The sequence below is a fragment of the Variovorax sp. KBS0712 genome (assembly GCF_006323185.2).
Classification (GTDB): domain Bacteria; phylum Pseudomonadota; class Gammaproteobacteria; order Burkholderiales; family Burkholderiaceae_C; genus Variovorax; species Variovorax boronicumulans.
This window is the reverse complement of sequence record NZ_VCCD02000007.1, coordinates 1-21,040: the sequence shown is the minus strand read 5'-3', so window position 1 is coordinate 21,040 and position 21,040 is coordinate 1. Positions and strand designations below refer to the sequence as shown.

Annotated in this window: 23 protein-coding genes; 17 read left to right on the top strand and 6 right to left on the bottom strand. The window is 65.8% G+C overall.

What is annotated here, in order from left to right; all coding sequences use genetic code 11:
• The first annotated feature begins 206 nt into the window (after positions 1–206).
• Positions 207–1,019 (top strand): IclR family transcriptional regulator, encoded by an 813-nt coding sequence (locus FFI97_RS33440; RefSeq protein ID WP_139702777.1) that lies wholly within the window; start codon positions 207–209, stop codon positions 1,017–1,019.
• 4 nt (positions 1,020–1,023) lie between these two features.
• Here the strand turns inward: FFI97_RS33440 and urtE are convergent, their stop codons facing one another.
• Complete coding sequence (gene urtE, locus FFI97_RS33435; protein ID WP_139702778.1) at positions 1,024–1,716, bottom strand: urea ABC transporter ATP-binding subunit UrtE; 693 nt, start codon at positions 1,714–1,716, stop codon at positions 1,024–1,026.
• Positions 1,717–1,987: 271 nt separating this feature from the next.
• Between urtE and FFI97_RS33430 the strand changes: the two genes are divergently transcribed.
• The 4 genes from FFI97_RS33430 (at position 1,988) to FFI97_RS33415 (ending at position 6,355) form a co-directional block, all read left to right on the top strand.
• A complete protein-coding gene (locus FFI97_RS33430) occupies positions 1,988–2,761 on the top strand; it encodes an ABC transporter ATP-binding protein (RefSeq protein WP_056576626.1) in 774 nt (257 codons plus the stop codon).
• Positions 2,762–2,769: 8 nt separating this feature from the next.
• The gene (locus tag FFI97_RS33425; RefSeq protein ID WP_095747053.1) at positions 2,770–4,626 is read left to right on the top strand and encodes an AMP-dependent synthetase/ligase; all 1,857 of its coding nucleotides are present in this window, start codon (positions 2,770–2,772) and stop codon (positions 4,624–4,626) included.
• A 33-nt stretch (positions 4,627–4,659) separates the two neighbouring features.
• Positions 4,660–5,826 (top strand): ABC transporter substrate-binding protein, encoded by a 1,167-nt coding sequence (locus tag FFI97_RS33420; RefSeq protein ID WP_062478783.1) that lies wholly within the window; start codon positions 4,660–4,662, stop codon positions 5,824–5,826.
• A gap of 67 nt (positions 5,827–5,893) precedes the next feature.
• A complete protein-coding gene (locus FFI97_RS33415; RefSeq protein WP_139700433.1) occupies positions 5,894–6,355 on the top strand; it encodes an EVE domain-containing protein in 462 nt (153 codons plus the stop codon).
• Between the two features lie 6 nt (positions 6,356–6,361).
• Here the strand turns inward: FFI97_RS33415 and FFI97_RS33410 are convergent, their stop codons facing one another.
• Positions 6,362–7,015, bottom strand: a complete 654-nt coding sequence (locus FFI97_RS33410) for a MarC family protein (protein WP_139700432.1) — start codon at positions 7,013–7,015, stop codon at positions 6,362–6,364.
• A 3-nt stretch (positions 7,016–7,018) separates the two neighbouring features.
• Entirely contained in the window at positions 7,019–7,765 is a 747-nt protein-coding gene (locus tag FFI97_RS33405) for an SDR family oxidoreductase (protein WP_139700431.1), read from the bottom strand.
• Positions 7,766–7,904: 139 nt separating this feature from the next.
• On the opposite strand from FFI97_RS33405, the gene FFI97_RS33400 reads away from it, so the two are divergent.
• Both FFI97_RS33400 and FFI97_RS33395 read left to right on the top strand, forming a co-directional pair.
• Positions 7,905–8,504 (top strand): 2-hydroxychromene-2-carboxylate isomerase, encoded by a 600-nt coding sequence (locus tag FFI97_RS33400; RefSeq protein ID WP_139700430.1) that lies wholly within the window; start codon positions 7,905–7,907, stop codon positions 8,502–8,504.
• Positions 8,505–8,561: 57 nt separating this feature from the next.
• Complete coding sequence (locus tag FFI97_RS33395; RefSeq protein WP_139700429.1) at positions 8,562–9,245, top strand: dienelactone hydrolase family protein; 684 nt, start codon at positions 8,562–8,564, stop codon at positions 9,243–9,245.
• A gap of 49 nt (positions 9,246–9,294) precedes the next feature.
• Here the strand turns inward: FFI97_RS33395 and FFI97_RS33390 are convergent, their stop codons facing one another.
• Positions 9,295–10,185 (bottom strand): LysR family transcriptional regulator, encoded by an 891-nt coding sequence (locus FFI97_RS33390; RefSeq protein ID WP_139700428.1) that lies wholly within the window; start codon positions 10,183–10,185, stop codon positions 9,295–9,297.
• 286 nt (positions 10,186–10,471) lie between these two features.
• Here FFI97_RS33390 and FFI97_RS33385 point away from each other — a divergent pair, with 286 nt between their 5' ends.
• A complete protein-coding gene (locus FFI97_RS33385; protein WP_062478764.1) occupies positions 10,472–10,840 on the top strand; it encodes a hypothetical protein in 369 nt (122 codons plus the stop codon).
• An 85-nt stretch (positions 10,841–10,925) separates the two neighbouring features.
• Here the strand turns inward: FFI97_RS33385 and FFI97_RS33380 are convergent, their stop codons facing one another.
• Together FFI97_RS33380 and hemB are read right to left on the bottom strand one after the other, a co-directional pair.
• Positions 10,926–12,071: a magnesium transporter CorA family protein gene (locus FFI97_RS33380; RefSeq protein WP_139700427.1), complete on the bottom strand. Its 1,146-nt coding sequence runs from the start codon at positions 12,069–12,071 to the stop codon at positions 10,926–10,928.
• 75 nt (positions 12,072–12,146) lie between these two features.
• On the bottom strand, positions 12,147–13,160 hold the full coding sequence (hemB, locus tag FFI97_RS33375) for a porphobilinogen synthase (RefSeq protein WP_260685269.1): 1,014 nt from the start codon (positions 13,158–13,160) through the stop codon (positions 12,147–12,149).
• Positions 13,161–13,497: 337 nt separating this feature from the next.
• Between hemB and FFI97_RS33370 the strand changes: the two genes are divergently transcribed.
• The 9 genes from FFI97_RS33370 to FFI97_RS33330 form a co-directional block, all read left to right on the top strand.
• Positions 13,498–13,926 (top strand): CopD family protein, encoded by a 429-nt coding sequence (locus FFI97_RS33370; RefSeq protein ID WP_062478845.1) that lies wholly within the window; start codon positions 13,498–13,500, stop codon positions 13,924–13,926.
• A gap of 19 nt (positions 13,927–13,945) precedes the next feature.
• Complete coding sequence (locus FFI97_RS33365) at positions 13,946–15,058, top strand: VanZ family protein (RefSeq protein WP_185993775.1); 1,113 nt, start codon at positions 13,946–13,948, stop codon at positions 15,056–15,058.
• Between the two features lie 21 nt (positions 15,059–15,079).
• Positions 15,080–15,433 (top strand): (2Fe-2S) ferredoxin domain-containing protein, encoded by a 354-nt coding sequence (locus FFI97_RS33360; protein WP_139700426.1) that lies wholly within the window; start codon positions 15,080–15,082, stop codon positions 15,431–15,433.
• 70 nt (positions 15,434–15,503) lie between these two features.
• The gene (locus tag FFI97_RS33355; protein ID WP_139700424.1) at positions 15,504–16,136 is read left to right on the top strand and encodes an alpha/beta hydrolase; all 633 of its coding nucleotides are present in this window, start codon (positions 15,504–15,506) and stop codon (positions 16,134–16,136) included.
• 40 nt (positions 16,137–16,176) lie between these two features.
• The gene (locus tag FFI97_RS33350) at positions 16,177–17,346 is read left to right on the top strand and encodes a D-alanyl-D-alanine carboxypeptidase family protein (protein WP_070061890.1); all 1,170 of its coding nucleotides are present in this window, start codon (positions 16,177–16,179) and stop codon (positions 17,344–17,346) included.
• Positions 17,347–17,548: 202 nt separating this feature from the next.
• A complete protein-coding gene (rpsL, locus tag FFI97_RS33345; protein ID WP_013543948.1) occupies positions 17,549–17,926 on the top strand; it encodes a 30S ribosomal protein S12 in 378 nt (125 codons plus the stop codon).
• A 147-nt stretch (positions 17,927–18,073) separates the two neighbouring features.
• Positions 18,074–18,547: a 30S ribosomal protein S7 gene (rpsG, locus tag FFI97_RS33340; protein ID WP_019657815.1), complete on the top strand. Its 474-nt coding sequence runs from the start codon at positions 18,074–18,076 to the stop codon at positions 18,545–18,547.
• Positions 18,548–18,644: 97 nt separating this feature from the next.
• Positions 18,645–20,747 (top strand): elongation factor G, encoded by a 2,103-nt coding sequence (gene fusA, locus FFI97_RS33335; RefSeq protein ID WP_062478855.1) that lies wholly within the window; start codon positions 18,645–18,647, stop codon positions 20,745–20,747.
• Between the two features lie 141 nt (positions 20,748–20,888).
• A partial coding sequence (locus tag FFI97_RS33330; protein WP_260685270.1) for a GTP-binding protein occupies positions 20,889–21,040 on the top strand: 152 nt, incomplete at its 3' end.

Below are 21,040 nucleotides of genomic sequence, written 5' to 3'. Positions count from 1 at the left end.
CAGCTCGGCCTCCAGCGTGGGCGTCCAGGCGTTGAGCCGGTCGGGGCGGTCGAAGGTGATCGAGGCGACGCGGTCGGTCACCGCGTACCTGAGTTCCGTGAATTCCAAGCGTGTCTCCGGTTCGTTGCTCGCCCTGTGTCGGGCATGGGCTCAGTATTCCGGCGCGCCCTGGCGGTGACAATGCTGCAATTTCGCTCACCGAAATCATGGCCACGCCCCGCTCCACCTCTACCCGGGCCGAAACGCAGTCGACCGGCACCTTCGTGCGCAGCACGCCGGGCAGCCATTCGCTCGAGCGCGGGCTGGCGTTGCTGCGCGCCTTCCGGCATGGGGTGGACGTGCTGACCAACGCCGAGCTGGCCGACCGCACGCAGCTGCCGCGGCCCACGGTGAGCCGGCTGACGCGCTCGCTGGTGGATGCGGGCTTTCTTGCCTACGACCTGGAGCAGCGCGGCTACCGGCTGACGGCCGCGTGCCTGAGTCTGGCCCTGTCGTTTCGCACCTCGGAGCAGACGCTGGCGCAGGCCCTGCCGCTGATGCGTGCGCTGGCCGAGGGCCGGCGCGTGAACGTGGGCCTGGCGGTGGCCGACCAGCTGGAGATGGTGTACCTGGACTCGGTGCGCTTCAGCCGGCTGGGCATCTTCCGGCGCATCCTGCCGGGCTCGCGCCTGCCGATCGCGAGCACGTCGCTGGGCTGCGCTTTCCTGGCGGGCATGCAGGCGACGGAACGCAAGGCCTTGCTGGGCCAGCTGCGCAAGGCGCATGGCAGCGACTGGCCCGCGCTGCAGCGGCAGGTGGATGCGGCCCTGCGTGCGGTGGACGCGCAAGGCTATTGCCACGCGAACTGGGCGCCGGGCATGACGGCGGTGGCGCTGCCGCTGCGTGCGCCGTCAGGCAGCCTCTATGCGATGAACGTGAGTTTTCCGACGACGGGCGAGGTGTCGGCGGACGCGCTACAGGCGCACGCTGATCTGCTGCTGCGCCTCGCGGCAGACCTGCGCAAGACGTGGGCGCGGTAGCGCGTCAGATCGCGACGAGCTGCCGCACGCCCTGCGCTTCCATGTCCTTGCCCAGGCCGCGCGCAATGACTTCGCCGCGCTCCATCACGAGGTAGTCGTCGGCCAGCTCCTGCGCGAAGTCGTAGTACTGCTCGCACAGCACGATGGCCATGTCGCCGCGGTCGGCCAGCATGCGGATGACGCGGCCGATGTCCTTGATGATGCTGGGCTGGATGCCCTCGGTGGGCTCGTCGAGGATCAGCAGCCTGGGCTTGGGCGCGAGGGCGCGGGCGATCGCCAGTTGCTGCTGCTGCCCGCCGGAGAGGTCGCCGCCTCTTCGGTTGATCATCTGCTTGAGCACGGGGAACAGCTCGAACAGCTCCGCAGGAATGGGCGTGCCGCCGCTCTTGTAGGCCAGGCCCATGCGCAGGTTCTCTTCCACCGTGAGCCGCGCGAAGATTTCGCGGCCCTGCGGGACGAAGCCGATGCCTGCCCTGGCCCTGTCGTAGGGCGTGGCCTTGTGGATCGGCTTGCCTTCGAGTTCGATGCTGCCGCTCTTGATGGGCACGAGGCCCATGAGCGACTTCAGCAGCGTGGTTTTGCCTACGCCGTTGCGGCCGAGCAATACCGTGACCTTGCCGAGCGTGGCCTGGAAGCTCACGTCTCTGAGGATGTGGGAGCCGCCGTAGTACTGGTGGATGTTCTTGACTGTCAGCATGGTGGGACGCCTTCCTTGGTCTTTATCGGGGGCACCCGGTGGGCGGCACGGCGCGGTCGGCCCCACTGTGCCGGCCCTTCGGGCTGCCCTGCGGTGCTCGCGTTTCGCGGGGTCTCGCAGAACTCGCTGCGCTCAAACAGCTGCGAGCCCTGATCCGCGAAACGCTGCGCTCCTCGGCGGCACAGAGGGGCCGCCCACGCCGCACCGCACACCGGGCTTCGTCGTGGCTTGATGGCTCTGCATGTTCCGCCTTGAATCAGGGAGCAGTGGCATGAGCGACGTCGTGCTTCAACTGCTCAACGTCGAGAGCGCCTATGGCCCGATCAAGGCCATCCGCGGCGTGAGCCTGAAGGTGCGCAAGGGCGAGATCGCGACGGTGCTTGGCTCCAACGGCGCGGGCAAGACGACGATCCTCAAGACCATCTCCGGCATCATCGATCCGCGCAAAGGCAGCATCGAGTTCCAGGGGCAGGACATCACGGCGAAAGACCCGGCCTTCATCGTGCAGCAGGGGCTGAGCCACGTGCCCGAAGGGCGCGAGGTGTTCCCGCTGCTGTCGGTGAAGGACAACCTGCTGATGGGCGCCTACACGCGCAAGGACCGCGACGGCGTGGCGCGGGACATCGAGACCGTCTTCACCTACTTCCCGATCCTGCGCGAGCGCGCCACGCAGGACGCCGGGCTGCTCTCGGGCGGGCAGCAGCAGATGCTGGCCATCTCGCGCGCCATCATGGCGGCGCCGCACCTCATTCTTCTGGACGAACCCAGCCTGGGCCTGAGCCCCAAGCTCACCAAGGAGATCTTCGAGATCGTGGTGCGCATCAACCGCGAGCGCGGCACCACCATCCTGCTGGTGGAGCAGAACGCGAACATGGCGCTCAATGCCGCCGACCACGGCTACGTGCTGGAGAACGGGCGCATCGTGATGGAAGACTCGTGCGAACGCCTGCGCGAGAAGGACGACATCAAGGAGTTCTACCTGGGTGTCAAGGACGACGGCGTGCGCGGCGAGCGGCGCTGGAAAAAGAAGAAGACCTGGAGGTAGCCGTCGCCATGCAAGGACTCTGGGATCTGCGAACCATCGAACCCGGCCACGACATCCTCGTGCCCGGCGACACGCTCTCGGCCATGTTCTGGAACGCCGTGCGCCAGCGCGGCGACAACATCTGGATGCGGCAAAAAGAGCTGGGCATCTGGCGCAGCTGGAGTTGGCGTCAGACGGCCGAGGCCGTGCGCGAGATCGCGGCCGGGCTGCAGGCCATCGGCTTCACGCGCGGCGAGTGCGCGTCCATTCTCTCGAACACCGTCATCGAGTGGGTGCTGGCCGACCTGGCCGTGCTCAGCTGCGGCGGCGTCTCCAACGGCATCTACCCGACCGACGCCGCCTCGCAGGTGCAGTACCTGTGCGAAGACTCGCGCACCACGGTGCTCTTCGTGGAAGACGACGAGCAGCTCGACAAGGCGCTCGAAGTGCGCGCCCGTCTGCCCGGCCTGCGCCGCGTGGTCGTGTTCGACATGGAAGGCCTGCGCGAGCTCGATGACCCGGGCGTGATGAGCCTCGATGCGCTGCGCGCCCTCGGCCGCACGCACCTGGCGGGCGATCCGCAGGCGGTGGAGCGCAGCGTGGCCGCGTGCCGGCCCGAAGACCTGGCCATTCTTGTCTACACCTCGGGCACCACCGGCAAGCCCAAGGGCGCCATGCACAGCCACGCGGGGCTGGTGTACACCGCGCGCGGCTACAACACGCTCATCGCGCAGGACGAGAAGGACGAGCGCATGTGCTTCCTGCCGCTGTGCCACATCGCCGAGCGCATGGGCGGCGAGTACTTCGCGATGTACACCGGCTCCATCCTCAACTTCGTCGAGAACCCCGAGACGGTGCCCGAGAACGTGCGCGAGATCGCGCCCACGGTGTTCACGGGCGTGCCGCGCGTGTGGGAGAAGTTCTATTCGGGCGTGATGATCGCGCTGAAGGAGGCCAGCCCGCTGCAGCAGGCCGCCTACCACTGGAGCATCGGCGTGGGCGAGACCATCGCCAACAGGGTGCTCGCGGGCCAGGAGATCGGCACGGGGCTGCGCCTGAAGTTCCGGCTCGCGCGGCTGCTGGCGCTGGACAACGCGCGCAAGCTCATCGGCATCCACCGCGCGCGCTTTCTCGTGACCGGCGCGGCGCCCATCTCGCCTGAGCTGGTCAAGTGGTACCTCGCGCTGGGCGTGCCCATGCTCGAGGTGTGGGGCATGACGGAGTCGTGCGGTGCTTCCACGGCCGTGCCCGTCACCCGCATCAAGCCCGGCTCCATCGGCCCGGCCACGGGCTACAACGAGGTGCGCATCGATCCGGCCACCAGCGAGATCCTGGTGCGCGGCCCCAATGTCTTCATGGGCTATTTGAATCTGCCGGAGAAGACCGCCGAGACCATCGACGCCGACGGGTGGCTGCACACGGGCGACGTGGGGGTGATGGACGAGGACGGGTATTTCCGCATCACCGACCGGATGAAAGACATCATCATCACGGCAGGCGGCAAGAACGTGACCCCGAGCGAGCTGGAGAACGAGCTCAAGTTCAGCCTCTACATCACCGATGCCGTGGTGATCGGCGACAAGAGGCCCTACCTCACGGTGATCGTCATGATCGACCAGGAGAACGTCGAGAAATTCGCGCAGGACCACGACGTGCCGTTCAGCAACTACGAGAGCCTGACACGCACGCAGGAAGTGCAGGACCTGATCCAGGGCGAGATCGATCGCGTCAACGCCAAGTTCGCGCGCGTCGAGCAGATCAAGAAGTTCTTCCTGCTCGAGACGCAGCTCAGCGCCGAGGACGAGGAGCTCACGCCCACGATGAAGCTCAAGCGCAAGCTGGTGCAGACCAAGTACGCGCAGCGCATCGACGCCATGTACCGCTGACCTCTTTTTTTGCCAACCCGAGGAGACAACGCTATGACGAAGCTCAAGACATTGACGACGCTGGCCGTGCTGGGCTTGATCGCGACGCTCGCGTCCGCGCAGCAGCAGGGCGTGAGCAAGGACGAGATCCGCATCGGCACGATTCAGGACCTGTCGGGTCCGCTGGCGGGCTTCGGCAAGCAGGCGCGCAACGGCATGCAGCTGCGCGTGGACGAACTCAACGAGCAGGGCACGCTCAACGGGCGCAAGCTCAAGCTCTTCGTCGAAGACTCGGGCTACGACCCGAAGAAGGCGGTGCTGGCGGCGCAGAAGCTGGTGAACCAGGAAAAGATCTTCATCATGGCCGGCCACATCGGCACGGCGCAGAACATGGCGGCGATGCCGGTGCAGTTCGACAAGAACGTCGTCAACTACATGCCGATCACGGCGGCGCGCGAAATGTACGAGCCGCTGAACCGGTTGAAGTATTCGTTCGCGGCCACCTACTACGACCAGATCCGCCTGGCGCTGCCCAAGATGATCAAGGACAAGGGCGCCAAGAAGGTCTGCACGATCTACCAGGACGACGAGTTCGGCCTCGAAGTGCAGCGTGGCGCCGAGGCCGGCCTGAAGGCCGCGGGCATGGAGCTGGCCGAGAAGACCTCGTTCAAGCGCGGCGCCACCGACTTCAGCTCGCAGGTCGCCAAGATGAAGGCCGCCAACTGCGACCTCGTGGTGCTCGGCACCATCATCCGCGAGACCATCGGCACGGTGGGCGAGTCGCGCAAGACCGGCTTCAACCCGACCTTCCTGGGCTCGAGCGCGGCCTACACCGACCTGATCCACAAGCTGGGCGGCAAGGCCATGGACGGCGTGTACGCCACCATGACGGTGCAGAACCCCTACACCGACGAGCAGTCGCAGCCGCTGCGCTTCTGGGCCAACAAGTACAAGACCAAGTTCAACGAAGACCCGACCGTGTTCTCGGTGTACGGCTACGTGATCATCGACTCGTTCATCAAGGCCGCCACCAAGGCCGGCCCGAACCTGACGACCGACAGTTTCATCAAGGCGATGGACAGCATCACCTTCGAGCCCGACATGTTCGGCAGCCCGAAGAGCACCTACACCGCCACCAAGCGCCTGGGCAACGACCAGTCGCGGCTGTCGCAGATCAAGGACGGCAAGTGGGTCGTCGTCTCCGACTACGTGACGCCGTAAACGAAGGTCGCCCCGGACTGGGGCGAGCGGCTATATTCCGCGAAATCCCCTTCGCGAGACTGCCGCCATGCCCCAGTACTGGTTGATGAAATCCGAGCCCGACGAGGTCTCGATCGACGATGCCCTCGCCGCGCCCGATGCCACCGTGGCGTGGACCGGCGTGCGCAACTACCAGGCGCGCAACTTCATGCGCGATGGCATGAAGGTCGGTGACGGCGTGCTGTTCTATCACTCGAGCTGCCCCGAGCCCGGCATTGCCGGCATCGCGCGCGTGGCCTCGGGCATCCAGCCCGATCCGACGCAGTTCGACCCGAAGTCGCCGTACTACGACGCCGGCGCGAAGAAGGAAGACCCGCGCTGGCTGCTGGTCGACGTGCAGGCGGTGCGCAAGACCCGGCTGCTGGCGCTGCCCGAGTTGCGCGCCAAGCCCGAGCTGGCCGACCTGGTCATCCTGCGCAAGGGCAACCGGCTGTCGATCACGCCGGTGGAGCCGGCGCACTGGAAGGTCATCGAGAAGATGCTGGCCTGAACCTGTTCAGGCGACTTTCGACAGGATCGGGAACAGCTTGCCGAGCCCGTCGGCCATCACTTCGACCGCGAGCGCCGCCAGGATCAGGCCCATCAGCCGCGTCATGATGTTGATGCCGGTCTTGCCGAGCACCCGCGCGATCGGCTGCGCGAGCGAAAAGGCCAGCGCGGTCGCCAGCGCCACCACCACGCCATAGCCGACCAGCACGGCCAGCTCCCACAGGTGCTGCGCCTTGTCGGCGTAGATCACCACGGTGGAGATCGCTGCCGGGCCGGTGAGCAGCGGGATGGTGAGCGGCACCACCGCGATGGAGGCGCCCATCGACGCCTTCACTTCGACCGCACGCAGCTCGTCGACGTTGGTCTTGCTCTCGGCCGGTTGCGCGTTGAGCATCGAGATCGAGCTCATGAGCAGCAGCAGCCCGCCGCCGACCTGGAAGCTCGCGATCGAGATGCCGAAGAAGGACAGCAGCTGCAGCCCGATGAGCGCGCTCACGGCAATGACCACGAAGGCGCTGAAGGCCGACATGCGCACCGTGCGCTTGCGCTGGGCGTCGGAGTAGTCCTGCGTGTAGTGGATGAAGAAGGGCACGATGGCCAGCGGGTTGACGATGGCCACCAGCGTGACCAGCGGCTTGATGAGGTCCATGGAGGTGCTCATGGCTCAGCGTCCTCCGGTCACGTCGAGCAGGGCCATGGTGGTGTAGCTGGCCTCGGGCGAGAGCAGCCACAGGATGGCGCCCGCGATTTCCTCGGGGCTGCCGGTGCGCTGCATCGGCACGGTGGGCGCGAGTTCGGCGGCGCGGTCGGGCATGCCGCCCGAGGCGTGGATCTCGGTGTCGATGAGGCCGGGGCGCACCGCGTTCACGCGGATGCCTTCGGTGGCCACTTCCTTGGCCAGGCCGATGGTCAGGGTGTCGATGGCGGCCTTGCTGGCCGCGTAGTCGACGTACTGGCCCGGCGAGCCCAGGCGCGCGGCGCCGCTGGAGATGTTGACGATGGCGCCGCCCGCGCCGCCGTACTTCGTGCTCATGCGTTTCACGGCCTCGCGCGCGCAGACGAAGCTGCCGATCACGTTGATGCGGAACATGCGCTCCAGCCGCGCCACGCTCATGGCGTCGACGCGCGCCTGCACGTCGACCACGCCGGCGTTGTTCACGAGCGCGGTGAGGCGCCCCAGCTTGGCGTCGACCTTCGCGAACATCGCGAGCACCTGGGCCTCGTCGCCGACGTCGGCCTGCACCGCCATGGCGGTGCCGCCGCCCGCGCGGATGGTGCGCACCACCTCGTCGGCGGCCAGCGAGTTGCTGGCGTAGTTCACGGCCACGGCGTAGCCGCGCTTCGCGGCGAGCAAGGCCGTGGCGGCACCAATGCCGCGTCCACCGCCGGTGATCAAGAGCACCTGGTCCAAATCCCACCTCCTGCAGAGAAACTGTGTGTCAGTTAAAACCGTTCGCTTGGATTACATCATCGAGGGCCCGCGCATCAGCGTGAGCGCCGCGCCGCCCCAAGCCAGCTCGCACCGCAGTGCGAAGCACGAAGGTTATTGAATGCACAAGACGATCGACTATTACTTTGCGCCACAGAGTCCGTGGACCTATCTGGGGCATACCCGCTTTGCCGCCATCGCCGCGGCCGCCGGCGCCACCGTGCGCGTGCGGCCCATCGACATGGGCAGCGTGTTCCCCGTGTCGGGCGGCCTGCCGCTGGGCAAGCGCGCACCGCAGCGCCAGGCCTACCGGCTGCTCGAGCTGGCGCGCTTCTCGAAGCACCTGGGCCTGCCGCTGAACCCGAAGCCGAAGTTCTTTCCGGTGGCCGGCGACGATGCGGCGCGGTTGATCATCGCGGTCGACCTGCACGACGGCACCGAGGCCGCGATGCGCATCAGTGCGGCGGTGTTTGCGGCCGTGTGGGTGCAGGAGCGGAACATCGGCGACCCGAACCTGCTCGAAGCCCTGGTCGCGGAATGCGGCCTGCCGGCCAAGCGCGCCGAGCAATCGCAGAGCCAGGCGGTGCAGGAGCGTTACGAGGCTTACACGCAGGAAGCGATCGACATCCAGGTGTTCGGCGCGCCGAGCTACGTGATCGACGGCGAGATCTTCTGGGGCCAGGACCGGCTCGATTTCGTCGAGCGGGCGCTGCGCGCTTGACGGCGCGCAAGCCGACCCGCTCTTTCTTTTTTCATTCCATCGTTTCAGGAGAACCCCATGGGCCAATTCATCGACCTCACCGCCAAGGATGGCTTCACCTTTCCCGCCTACGTGGCCGAGCCTGCGGGCACGCCGCGCGGCGCCGTGGTGGTGGTGCCGGAAATCTTCGGCGTGAACTCGCACATCCGCTCGGTGGCCGACGGCTACGCGGCCGACGGCTACCTGGCCGTGGCGCCGTCGACCTTCCACCGCGTCAAGCCCGGCGTCGAGCTGGGCTACAGCGACGACGACATGAAGACCGGCTTCGGCTACAAGACCGCGGTCGAGGCGCTGCCCGCGCCCGGCGTGCTGCAGGACCTCGAAGCCGCGATCGCCTACGCCTCGAAGGCGGGCAAGGTCGGCATCGTCGGCTACTGCTGGGGCGGCCTGCTGGTCTGGCGCGCCGCAGCCCTGCTGCCGGGCCTGGCCGCTGCCGCACCTTATTACGGTGGCGGCATGACGACGCCGGAAGAAAGCGCACGCCAGCCGAAGGTGCCGGTGCTCGCGCAGTTCGGCAACCGCGACCACTGGATTCCGCTGGACACCATCGAGGCCTTCAAGAAGGCGCACCCCGAGGTGCAAGTGCATGTCTACGAAGCCGACCACGGCTTCAACTGCGACCAGCGCGGCTCGTACAACGCCGAGGCGGCGAAGCCGGCGCGTGAACGCGTGCTGGCCTTCTTTGCCAAGCACGTCGGCTGATCCGGCACGTCCCAAGAAAAAAGCCCGGCAGTGCCGGGCTTTTTCATTTCTATTTCTTGGCGCCGACCCGCGTCTGCAGGAAATCGAGCAGCGCGCGCAGCGCCGCGCTGTTGTGGCGCCGCTGCAGGTAGGCGGCCGACAGCCACATGTCCTTGCGCGCATAGCCTTCGAGCACCGGCACCAACTCGCCGCTGTCGATGTGCGACTGCACGAGCAGCGAGGGCAGGTAGATCACGCCGAAGCCGCGCATCGCGACGCGGATCAGCGGCGCGCCCTCGGTGCAGTCCATGCGGCTCTTGACCTGCACGTCCAGCGGCTGGCCGTTGTCATCGAAGCGCCACACGGGCTGCGTGCCCAGCAGCGAATGGGTCAGCGCCTCGTGGTGGGCGAGCTCCTGCGGGTGCGCGGGCTTGCCGTGCTTCTTCCAGTAGACCGGCGAGGCGCAGACCACCATGTGGATGAGCCGCAGCTTGCGCACGATGAGGTTGGCGTCTTCGACCGGGCCGCTGCGGATGTCGACGTCGATGCCTTCCTCGGCGAGGTCGACGGTGCGGTTGGTCAGCTGCAGGCTGATGCTCACGTCGGGGTAGTGGCGCATGAAGTCGGCCAGCAGGTCGGGGAACTCGCCGTTGCCCATGCCGTGCGGCGCCGAGATGCGCAGCCGGCCGCCGGGCTGGCTGGCGCGCTCCTGCAGCTCGGCCTGGGTGAGCTCGACCATCTCGAGCATCGGCGTGCTGCGCTCCAGCAGCAGCTGGCCGGCGTCGGTGAGGCTGACGGAACGCGTGGAGCGGTTGAGCAGGCGCACGCCGAAGCGGGTCTCGAGTTCGGCGACGTACTTGCTGACCGTGGCCTTCGACATGTCGAGCCGCTTGGCGGCCTGGGAGAAGCTGCCGTGCGAGGCGACTTCCCGGAAGGTTTTGATCAGATCGAGACTGTCCATGTCAGTGAAACCCGTTGTTTTTCGCGAGGGAGCGCGGTGTGCCGATTCTCGGGGGTTTTGCCGGATAGGACCGGCGCGGGGTTCTGGTGTAAGCCGGAAGCAGTCAGGCGGTGTGCGCCCGGTTTTTTGCGTGCACGACTTTGTTGACTGATTGTTTCGCTACAGGAAACACCGTGTCTCTGAACCGAGTGTTTTCCCGAAGGAATTCCGGCTGACACTCGCCGCACAGGCGAGCCAACGTGCAAGCCTGGTGGACATCCCATCTAGCCGAACACAAGGAACAGACATGAAGACCTCGCACATTTTCGCAGCCGCCGCCCTGACCCTCCTGGCCGCCACCGGCGCCCAAGCCGAGACGTACCAAGGCGTGACCCAAGTGATCTCGTCCAAGAGCCGCGACGAAGTCAACGCCGAAGCCCAGCGCACCGCCGCAGCCCCGAACCAGAACGTCGTGCGTGGTTCGCGCGGCGCGGAAACCGTGGCCGTGTCGAAGGACCGTTCGATCGTCGAAGCCGAAGCCATCCGCACCGCCTACGCTCCCGACCAGAACGTGACCTCGGGTTCGCGCGTCAACAGCAAGGTCATCTCGACCATGGTGAACCCGATGGACGCACGCGTTCAAGCCCAGCAAGGTTCGGGCGCCGTCGCCAAGTAATTGGCCGCGAAGCCAGCCGCCTTTCGGGGCGGTCAGAGCTGACCAGAAAAAAGCCACGCATCTGCGTGGCTTTTTTCATGGGCGTTCAGCGCGTGCGGGCCAGGTAGCGCTTGCGCCAGAAGATCAGGACCAGCAGCACCGCGATGACCAGCATGGCCGACATCGCGATCCAGAAGCCGTCCGCCTTGTGCACCAGCGGGATGAACTCGAAGTTCATGCCGAAGATGCCCGCGATGAGGTTGAGCGGCAGGAAGATGGCGGTGAGCACGGTCAGCACCCGCATGATGTCGTTGGCCCGGTGGCCCTGGACGCTGAAGTGCATCTGCACGGCCGTCTCGGCGTTCTGCTCGAGCCGGTGCACGTGGTGCACCACGCGCTGGATGTGCTCCAGCACGTCGCGGCTGCGCACCATGATCAGGTCGCGCTCGCGCTGCGCGGTCTCGCCCTGCGGCACGGGCAGGGTTTCGAGCGAATCGATCCAGTCCTGCATGGCGGCGCGCTGGTCTTCGCAGATCTCGTCCAGCCGGTGCAGCGACTGGCGCGCCTCCATCAGCGCGCTCCAGTTGGTGAAGCGGCTGCGCGGGTCGATGAGCTCGGTCTGCCAGTGGTCGAGCTGCTTCGTGAGCTCGCGCCGCAGGTCGAGGTAGCCGTCGACGATCAGGTTGACGATGCGCAGCATCAGGTCGGCGGGGCTCGCCGGCAGGCGGGCCGAGGTGGCGCGCACGTCGAGCGCGGGCGTGCCGCGGTCGTCCGACGAGGCGGCCGCCAGCAGCCGGGCGGCGAAGGCGTCGCGCACCGTGCCGTCTTCGGGGTGCACCGAGAGCAGCACGCGGTCGAACACCGCGAAGCCGACGGGGCGGGTGTCGATGCGGCGCAGCACCGGCGGGCCGCCGCGCGACGGGCGTTGCGGCAGCGAAGGCTCGCTGGTGTTGCCGGTTTCAGCGCCGTTGCCCGTGGCCAGGCGGCGGAACACCAGCACGTCGTACAGCGAGGTGTAGTCGTAGTGCGAGGGCAGCTGGTCGTTGAGCAGGTCGGCCACGTGCAGGTCGACCAGCTGGGTCTGGCACAGCGTCTGCAGGATCTGCTGCACCTCGGGCTGGGCGGCGCGGAATTCGTCGCGCGTCAGCGAAATCCAGAGGTAGCTGGCGGCGGCGCAGGCGCCCGGCACGGCCAGCGGCGCCAGCGAGGCGTGCTCGCTGACCTGCGAGCGGCTGATTTCGAAGATGCGCATGGACACTCGCCCCCGGTGGTTCTGCTTCCACGCCAGAAGTGCCGTGGAGGTGCGGCAGGCATGCCGCAGTAGCTATTATTTTTGTAGCAACCGGGCGGCGTCAAGCGCGAAGTAGGTCAGCACGCCGTCGGCGCCGGCGCGCTTGAAGGCCAGCAGGCTTTCGAGCACCACGGCGTCGTGGTCGAGCCAGCCGTTCTGGGCGGCGGCCTTCAGCATGGCGTACTCGCCGCTCACCTGGTAGGCGAAGGTCGGCACGCGGAACTCGTCCTTCACGCGGCGCACGATGTCCAGGTAGGGCATACCGGGCTTCACCATGACCATGTCGGCGCCTTCGGCGATGTCGATGGCGACCTCGCGCAGGGCCTCGTCGCTGTTGCCGGGGTCCATCTGGTAGACCTTCTTGTTGCTCTTGCCGAGCGTGGCGGATGAGCCGACGGCGTCACGGAAGGGGCCGTAGAAGGCGCTGGCGTACTTGGCGCTGTAGGCCATGATGCGCGTGTGGATGTCGCCTCGGGCTTCGAGCGCGGTGCGGATCGCGCCGATGCGGCCGTCCATCATGTCGCTCGGCGCCACAATATCGACGCCAGCTTGCGATTGTGTGAGTGCCTGCTTCACCAGAACTTCAACGGTGGCGTCGTTGAGGATGTAGCCCGTCTCGTCCAACAGGCCGTCCTGGCCGTGGCTGGTGTAGGGGTCGAGCGCCACGTCGGTCATCACGCCCAGCTCGGGGAAGCGCGCCTTGAGCGCGGCCACCACGCGGGGAATCAGGCCGTCGGGGTTGAAGGCCTCGTCGCCCGCGGGCGTCTTGAGGCTGGCGTCGATCACCGGGAACAGCGCCATCACCGGGATGCCGGCCTGCACGCACTGCTCGGCCACGGGCAGCAGCAGGTCCAGGCTCAGGCGGTCCACGCCGGGCATCGAAGGCACGGCGTCGCGGCGCTTCTCGCCTTCCTGCACGAACACCGGGTAAATCAGGTCGTTCGTCGTCAGCGCATGCTCGCGCACCAGGTTGCGGGTGAAGGCATCGCGGCGCAGCCGTCGCGGGCGGCCGGCGGGGAACATCGCGAGCGGGGAAAATGGTGACGTCATATATCTAAAATTGTGCCTGAAGCGCGAAATCGCAGCCCAGCGCTGCTGGAGGCAAGTTGTCTGACAACTACGGAAATTAATAGAACTTAAGTTCTAGATTTTTGTTGTAAAAGTCAAAGAAACTGCCTCAATCGCTTGAAACCTTGTTTCGTCTTTGTTAAATTCTGAAGCGGGCGGCTTGCCGCTCCCCGCTTTTCCTCCCTGAGCGGGTGCCTTGATGTGTGACAGCAAAAGGGCTTCCCAGCCCGACGTGAAGACGTCGGGCTTTTTTTTGCCCGAAACCTTGGCAAAGGGCCCCGAAGAGGGGTCAGTGTGCAGCCACCACTAAACTGCCGCCATGCTCTGGGTCAAATCTCTTCACATTGTTTTCATTGCCAGCTGGTTTGCCGGGCTGTTCTATCTGCCGCGCATCTTCGTCAACCTGGCGATGGTGCCCCCCGAGTCGGTCGCGGAGCGTGAGCGCCTGCTGCTGATGGCGCGCAAGCTGCTGCGCTTCACCACCTTTCTGGCCGTGCCGGCGCTGGTGTTCGGCGCCTGGCTCTGGCTGGGCTACGGCATCGGGCGCGGCCCCGGCAACGGCTGGATGCACGCCAAGCTCGCCCTGGTGCTGGTGGCCATCGGCTACCACCATGGCTGCGGCGTGCTGCTGCGCCGTTTCGCGGCGGGCGGCAACCGTCGCAGCGACCGCTGGTACCGCTGGTTCAACGAGCTGCCCGTGCTGCTGCTGCTGGGCATCGTGATCCTGGTGGTGGTGAAGCCCTTCTGAGCCCGTGTCGACGGTGGACATGCCGCACAAGTCTGCCGCGCTCCCCCTGGCGCTGGCCTATGCGGCGCTGATCGTCTATGCCAGCCTGTACCCCTTCGCTGACTGGCGTGACCAAGGGATCGCGCCCTGGGCCTACCTGTCGGCGCCCTGGCCCAAGTACTGGACGGGTTTCGACTTCGGGGTGAATGTGGCGGGCTACGTGCCCTTCGGTTTTCTGTGTGCGCTGAGCGTGCTGCGCACGGGCAGCAGTCACAGTGTGTGGCGTGCGCTGTTGCGTGCCACGGCGGCGGGCGCGGCGATCGCGTTTGCCATGGAGACGCTGCAAAGTTATCTGCCGGCGCGCATTCCTTCCAACGTCGACCTGGGGTTGAACACCGCCGGCACGGTGCTCGGCGCGGTGCTGGCCGCGGCGCTGGAGCGGCTGGGTGCGATCGCGCACTGGAGCCGCGTGCGTTCGCAATGGTTCGTCGAGGACGCGCGCGGCGGGCTCGTGCTGCTCGCGCTCTGGCCCTTTGCCTTGCTGTTTCCCGCGGCGGTCACCTTCGGCCTCGGCCAGGTGTTCGAGCGGCTGGAGACGACGATTTCCGAGTGGCTGCTCGACACGCCCTTCATCGACTGGCTGCCGGTGCGCCAGTTCGAGCTGGAACCGTTGGTGCCGGCCGTGGAGCTGCTGTGTGTGATGCTCGGCGCGCTGGTGCCGTGCCTGCTGGGCTACTTGGTGGCGCGCAACGTGGTGCAGCGCGCGGTGCTGCTGCCGCTCATCCTGCTCGCGGGCGTCGCGGCCTCGGCCCTGTCGGCGGCCATGAGCTACGGCCCCGAGCATGCGTGGGCCTGGCTCGATCTGCCGGTGCAGGTCGGGCTGGCCGCGGCGGTGTTCGCGGGCGTGCTGCTGCTGTTCGCGCCGCGCCGCTTGTGCGGCGCACTGCTGCTCATGGGGCTCGTGCTGCAGCTGAGCCTGCTGAACCAGGCGCCCGAGAGCGCTTACTTTGCACAGACCCTGGCCACCTGGGAGCAGGGCCGCTTCATCCGCTTCCACGGCCTGGCCCAGTGGCTGGGCTGGGGCTGGCCTTTCGCGGTGCTGGTCTACGTGGTGGCTGCGCTGTCGCGGCGCCGCCGTCCCGCGCTGCCCTGAGCACGCTCATAAAATCGGTCGATGCCCAGCACCACTCCCGCCGCGCCGTCCGGCTACTACGGCCGCCACATCTTCTTCTGCCTGAACGAACGCAAGAACGGCGAAGACTCCTGCGCCCTGCACAACGCGCAGGAAGGCTTCGACCGCTGCAAGGCCAAGGTGAAGGAGCAGGGGCTCGCCGGGCCCGGCAAGGTGCGCGTCAACAAGGCCGGCTGCCTCGACCGCTGCGCGGGCGGGCCCGTCGCGGTGGTCTACCCCGAGGCGGTCTGGTACACCTTCGTGGACGCCGAGGACATCGACGAGATCGTCGAGTCGCACCTGAAGAGCGGCCAGGTCGTCGAGCGGCTGCTGCTGCCGCCCGACGTCGGCCGCTGAACTTTCCCGCGGACCCCGTGCTCGTACCGTGCACGTTGCCGGCATCGCCGGCCCAGCCAACCCCAGCGCCATGAACTCCCAGACCGAAAAAATCAGCCTCCAGGGCGCCGCGGGCGTGATCGAGGTGCAGCGCGATTTGCCTGCGGGCGACGCGCGCGGCATCGCAGTGATCGCCCATCCGCACCCGCTGTTCGGCGGCACGATGGACAACAAGGTCGTACAGACCTTGGCCCGCGCCTTCGTGTCCTGCGGCTGGACGGCCGTGCGCTTCAACTTCCGCGGCGTGGGTGGCAGCGAAGGCGTCCACGACGAAGGGCGCGGCGAGCTCGAGGACATGCTGCATGTCGTCGGCCAGCTCGCACCCGAGGGCCAGTTGGCCATCGCCGGTTTTTCCTTCGGTGCCTTCGTGGCCAGCTGCGCGGCCGAGAAGCTCTGGGCCGCACGCGACGTGCGGCAGTTGGTGCTGGTCGGCACGGCCGCCTCGCGTTTCTCGGTGGCCACGCTGCCGGCCGAAGCGCACGAGCGCGCGCTGGTGGTCCATGGCGAAGCCGACGACACCGTGCCTCTCGCCGCCGTGATGGACTGGGCGCGTCCCCAGTCACTCCCTGTCACGGTTATTCCGGGGGGCGGCCATTTCTTTCACGGACAATTGCCGCTGCTCAAAAGCCTGGTCGCCCGCCATCTGCGCGCGGGCACCGAATGAAAGCCTTGCAGGCTTGTCCTCGTCTCTTCTTATCTTCCCCATGAATCGTTTTTTCACTGCGCTTCGCGCACTGGTGCTGACCGCTGCTGCCTCGGTTGGCGTGATCGCCGCCGCCCAGATGCCGGCCCCGCCTGAAATCGCCGCGCGCAGCTACCTGCTGCTGGACGTGACCGCGAACCAGATCCTGGCGCAGAAGGACATCGACAGCCCCGTCGAGCCGGCCTCGCTCACCAAGCTGATGACCGCGTACGTCGCGTTCGACGCGCTGCGCGCCAAGAAGATCACGCTGACCCAGACCCTGCCGGTGAGCCCGCGCGCCTGGAAGATGCCCGGTTCGCGCATGTTCATCGACCCCAAGATGCAGGTGCCGGTGGAAGACCTGATCAAGGGCGTGATCGTGCAGTCGGGCAACGACGCCACGGTCGCGTTGGCCGAAGGCGTGGGCGGCACGGTGGAGCACTTCGTCGAGATGATGAACGCCCAGGCCAAGGTGCTGGGCATGAAGAACACCACCTACAAGAACCCCGAAGGCCTCACGGCGCCCGGCCACACGACCACGGCGCGCGACCTGAGCATCCTGGCCACGCGCCTGGTGCGCGACTTCCCCGAGGAAGCCAAGTACTACGCCATCAAGAAGTACCGCTACCCGGGCACCCCATCGACCAACGACACCAACCGCAACCTGCTGCTGTTCCGCGACCCGACCGTCGACGGCCTGAAGACCGGCCACACCGACGCCGCCGGCTACTGCATGATCGCCACCGCCAAGCGCGACTTCCCGAACCTGACCGGCGGCCGCCGCCTGCTGTCGATCGTGCTGGGGGCCAGCAGCGAAGCCGTGCGCGCCAACGAGTCGCAGAAGCTGCTGAACTGGGGTTACACGGCCTACGACGCCGTGCGCCTGTTCGACGCCGGTCAGCCCGCCGCCACGCCTGCCGTCTGGAAGGGCAAGGCCAACGTGCTGAAGCTGGGCCGCCCCGAGGCCATCGTGGTCGCCGTGCCGACCGGTTCCGCCAGCAAGATCAAGACGCAGGTGTCGCGCCCCGACCCGCTGGTCGCGCCGTTCACCAAGTACCAGGCCGTCGGCTCGCTCAAGGTCACGCTGGACGACCAGCCCCTGGCGGACGTGCCACTGGTCGCGCTGGAGCCGGTCGAGCAGGCCGGCGTCTTCGGCCGCGCCTGGGACGCTGTGCGTCTCTGGATCAAGTAAAAGGCGGGCAAAAAAGGCCTTGAAATGGGTGGTGGCGGGCGTCCAGGCGCCTGACATTGCCATTTCAGACCTGCCTGCTATACTCGTGGGCTTTTCGGAATTTTCCGAAGGGTTTCACGTTTTCGTTATTCCCGGCTTCCTTGAGTCACGACCAAGGGCGGTTTCACTACCAAAGTCGGGTTGTTTTGGGACTAATTCATTCATGCCAACCATCAATCAACTGGTGCGTCAGGGTCGAACGGTCGAAAAGATCAATTCGAAGAGCCCTGCCATGCAGAACTCGCCGCAACGTCGCGGTGTCTGCACCCGCGTTTACACCACGACGCCCAAGAAGCCCAACTCGGCGCTTCGTAAAGTTGCCAAGGTCCGTCTGACCAATGGCTTCGAAGTCATCTCCTACATCGGCGGCGAAGGCCACAACCTGCAAGAACACAGCGTCGTGCTGGTTCGCGGCGGTCGTGTCAAGGACTTGCCCGGTGTGCGTTACCACATCGTGCGCGGTTCGCTGGACCTGCAAGGCGTGAAAGACCGCAAGCAGTCGCGTTCCAAGTACGGCGCGAAGCGTCCCAAGAAGGCTTAAGCCTTCCTGTCAGAAAACAAGCGGTGTTCGATGGCCTTGGCGGGCTTGTCGAACGAAGTGACCCAATGTCGGGTCGAGTAAGTGAGAGTCCTGACTGGCTCTCGCGGTATCGGAAACGATGCCAACTGAAGCAAAGAGGTTAGAAAAATGCCACGTCGTCGCGAAGTCCCCAAACGTGAAATCCTGCCGGATCCCAAGTACGGCAATGTCGAGCTGTCCAAATTCATGAACGTGATCATGGAAGGCGGCAAGAAGGCTGTTGCCGAGCGCATCATCTACGGTGCCCTCGACTTCATCGAGAAGAAGAACCCGGACAAGGACCCCCTCGAAGCGTTCACCATTGCCATCAACAACGTGAAGCCGATGGTCGAAGTGAAGTCGCGCCGCGTCGGTGGTGCGAACTACCAGGTGCCGGTCGAAGTCCGCCCTGTCCGTCGCCTCGCCCTGTCGATGCGCTGGATCAAGGAAGCTGCCCGCAAGCGCGGTGAGAAGTCGATGGCCCTGCGTCTGGCCAACGAACTGATGGAAGCCACGGAAGGCCGTGGCGGTGCCATGAAGAAGCGCGACGAAGTGCACCGCATGGCAGAAGCCAACCGCGCCTTCAGCCACTTCCGCTTCTAAAAAACACACGTCTCTTGAGCGTTGGGGGTTGAGTACCGGGCGAAATCGCCCGTGCTCGACGCCCAGCGCTCAACGCATTTAAACCCGAAAGTACATCATGTCCCGCAAGACCCCCATCGAGCGCTACCGCAACATCGGTATCTCCGCGCACATCGACGCCGGCAAGACCACCACCACCGAACGTATCCTGTTCTACACGGGCGTGACCCACAAGCTCGGCGAAGTGCACGATGGCGCGGCAACGACCGACTGGATGGAGCAGGAACAAGAGCGCGGCATCACGATCACCTCGGCTGCCGTGACCTGCTTCTGGAAGGGCATGGACCACTCGCTGCCCGAGCACCGCATCAACATCATCGACACCCCCGGCCACGTGGACTTCACCATTGAAGTCGAGCGCTCGATGCGCGTGCTGGACGGTGCCGTCATGGTGTACGACTCGGTCGGCGGCGTGCAGCCCCAATCGGAAACCGTCTGGCGCCAGGCCAACAAGTACAAGGTGCCGCGTCTGGCGTTCGTCAACAAGATGGACCGCATCGGCGCCAACTTCTTCCGCGTTCGCCAGATGATGGTCGACCGCCTGAAGGCCAACCCCGTGCCGATCGTGATTCCGATCGGTGCCGAAGACAAGTTCCAGGGCGTGGTCGACCTGCGTCTGATGAAGGCGATCTTCTGGGACGAAGCCTCGCAAGGCATGAAGTTCGAAACGCGCGAGATCCCCGCCGAGCTGGTCGAGCTGGCCAAGGAATGGCGCGAGAAGATGGTCGAAAGCGCGGCCGAAGCTTCGGAAGAGCTGATGAACAAGTACCTTGAAGAAGGTGACCTGACGCTCGAAGAAATCACCCACGGTCTGCGCACGCGCACGATCGCCGGCGAAATCCAGCCGATGCTGTGCGGCAGCGCGTTCAAGAACAAGGGCGTGCAGCGCATGCTCGACGCCGTGATCGAACTGATGCCTTCGCCGCTGGACATTCCTCCGGTGCACGGCACGGACGACGACGAACAGGACGTGACCCGCAAGGCCGACGACGGCGAGAAGTTCTCGGCGCTGGCATTCAAGCTCATGACCGACCCCTACGTCGGCCAGCTGACCTTCGTGCGCGTGTACTCGGGCGTTCTGAGCAAGGGCGACACCGTCTACAACCCGGTCAAGGGCAAGAAAGAGCGTATCGGCCGTATCGTGCAGATGCACGCCAACGAACGTCTCGAAATCGAAGAAATCCGTGCCGGCGACATCGCCGCTTGCGTGGGCCTGAAGGACGTCACCACGGGCGAAACCCTGTGCGACCCGAACGCCATGATCACGCTGGAGCGCATGGAATTCCCCGAACCCGTGATCTCGCAGGCCGTCGAGCCCAAGACCAAGGCCGACCAGGAAAAGATGGGCATCGCCCTGCAGCGCCTGGCTTCGGAAGATCCGTCGTTCCGCGTGCGCACCGACGAAGAATCCGGCCAGACCATCATCTCCGGCATGGGCGAACTGCACCTCGAAATCATCGTGGACCGCATGAAGCGCGAATTCGGCGTGGAAGCCAACGTGGGCAAGCCGCAAGTGGCTTACCGCGAAACGATCCGCAAGACCGTCGAAGAAGCCGAAGGCAAGTTCGTTCGCCAGTCGGGTGGTAAGGGCCAGTACGGTCACGTCATCCTGAAGATCGAACCGCAGGAAGCCGGCAAGGGCTTCGAGTTCGTCGACGCCATCAAGGGCGGTGTGGTTCCTCGCGAATACATCCCCGCGGTGGAAAAGGGCGTTGTGGAAGCACTGACCCAAGGCGTGCTGGCGGGCTACCCCGTCGTCGACGTCAAGGTCACGCTGCACTTCGGTTCGTACCACGACGTGGACTCGAACGAAATGGCGTTCAAGATGGCCGCGATCTTCGGCTTCAAGGAAGGCGCCCGCAAGGCCAGCCCGGTCATCCTCGAGCCGATGATGGCCGTGGAAGTCGAAACGCCTGAAGACTACGCCGGCAACGTGATGGGCGACCTGTCCAGCCGTCGCGGCATGGTGCAGGGCATGGACGACATGATCGGTGGCGGCAAGCTCATCAAGGCTGAAGTCCCGCTGTCGGAAATGTTCGGCTACTCGACGACGCTGCGCTCGGCCACGCAAGGTCGCGCCACGTACACGATGGAGTTCAAGCACTACGCTGAAGCTCCGCGTAACGTCGCCGAAGCCATCGTGGCCGCTCGCTCGAAGTAAGTTTCAAGAATGTGGGACCGCGCAGTGCGCGGCCCTTCTTGTCTGCGATCCGGTGCCGCCCTGTTCCCGTGCGGGGCGAACCAGCAATCGGATGCAGACATAAAACCAACACACGGGACATGCTCTTTCAAGGATTGAAAAATGGCAAAAGGTAAATTCACCCGCACCAAGCCGCACGTGAACGTGGGCACGATCGGTCACGTTGACCACGGCAAGACCACGCTGACGGCTGCGATCGCCACCGTGCTGTCGGCCAAGTTCGGCGGCGAAGCCAAGGCTTACGACCAGATCGA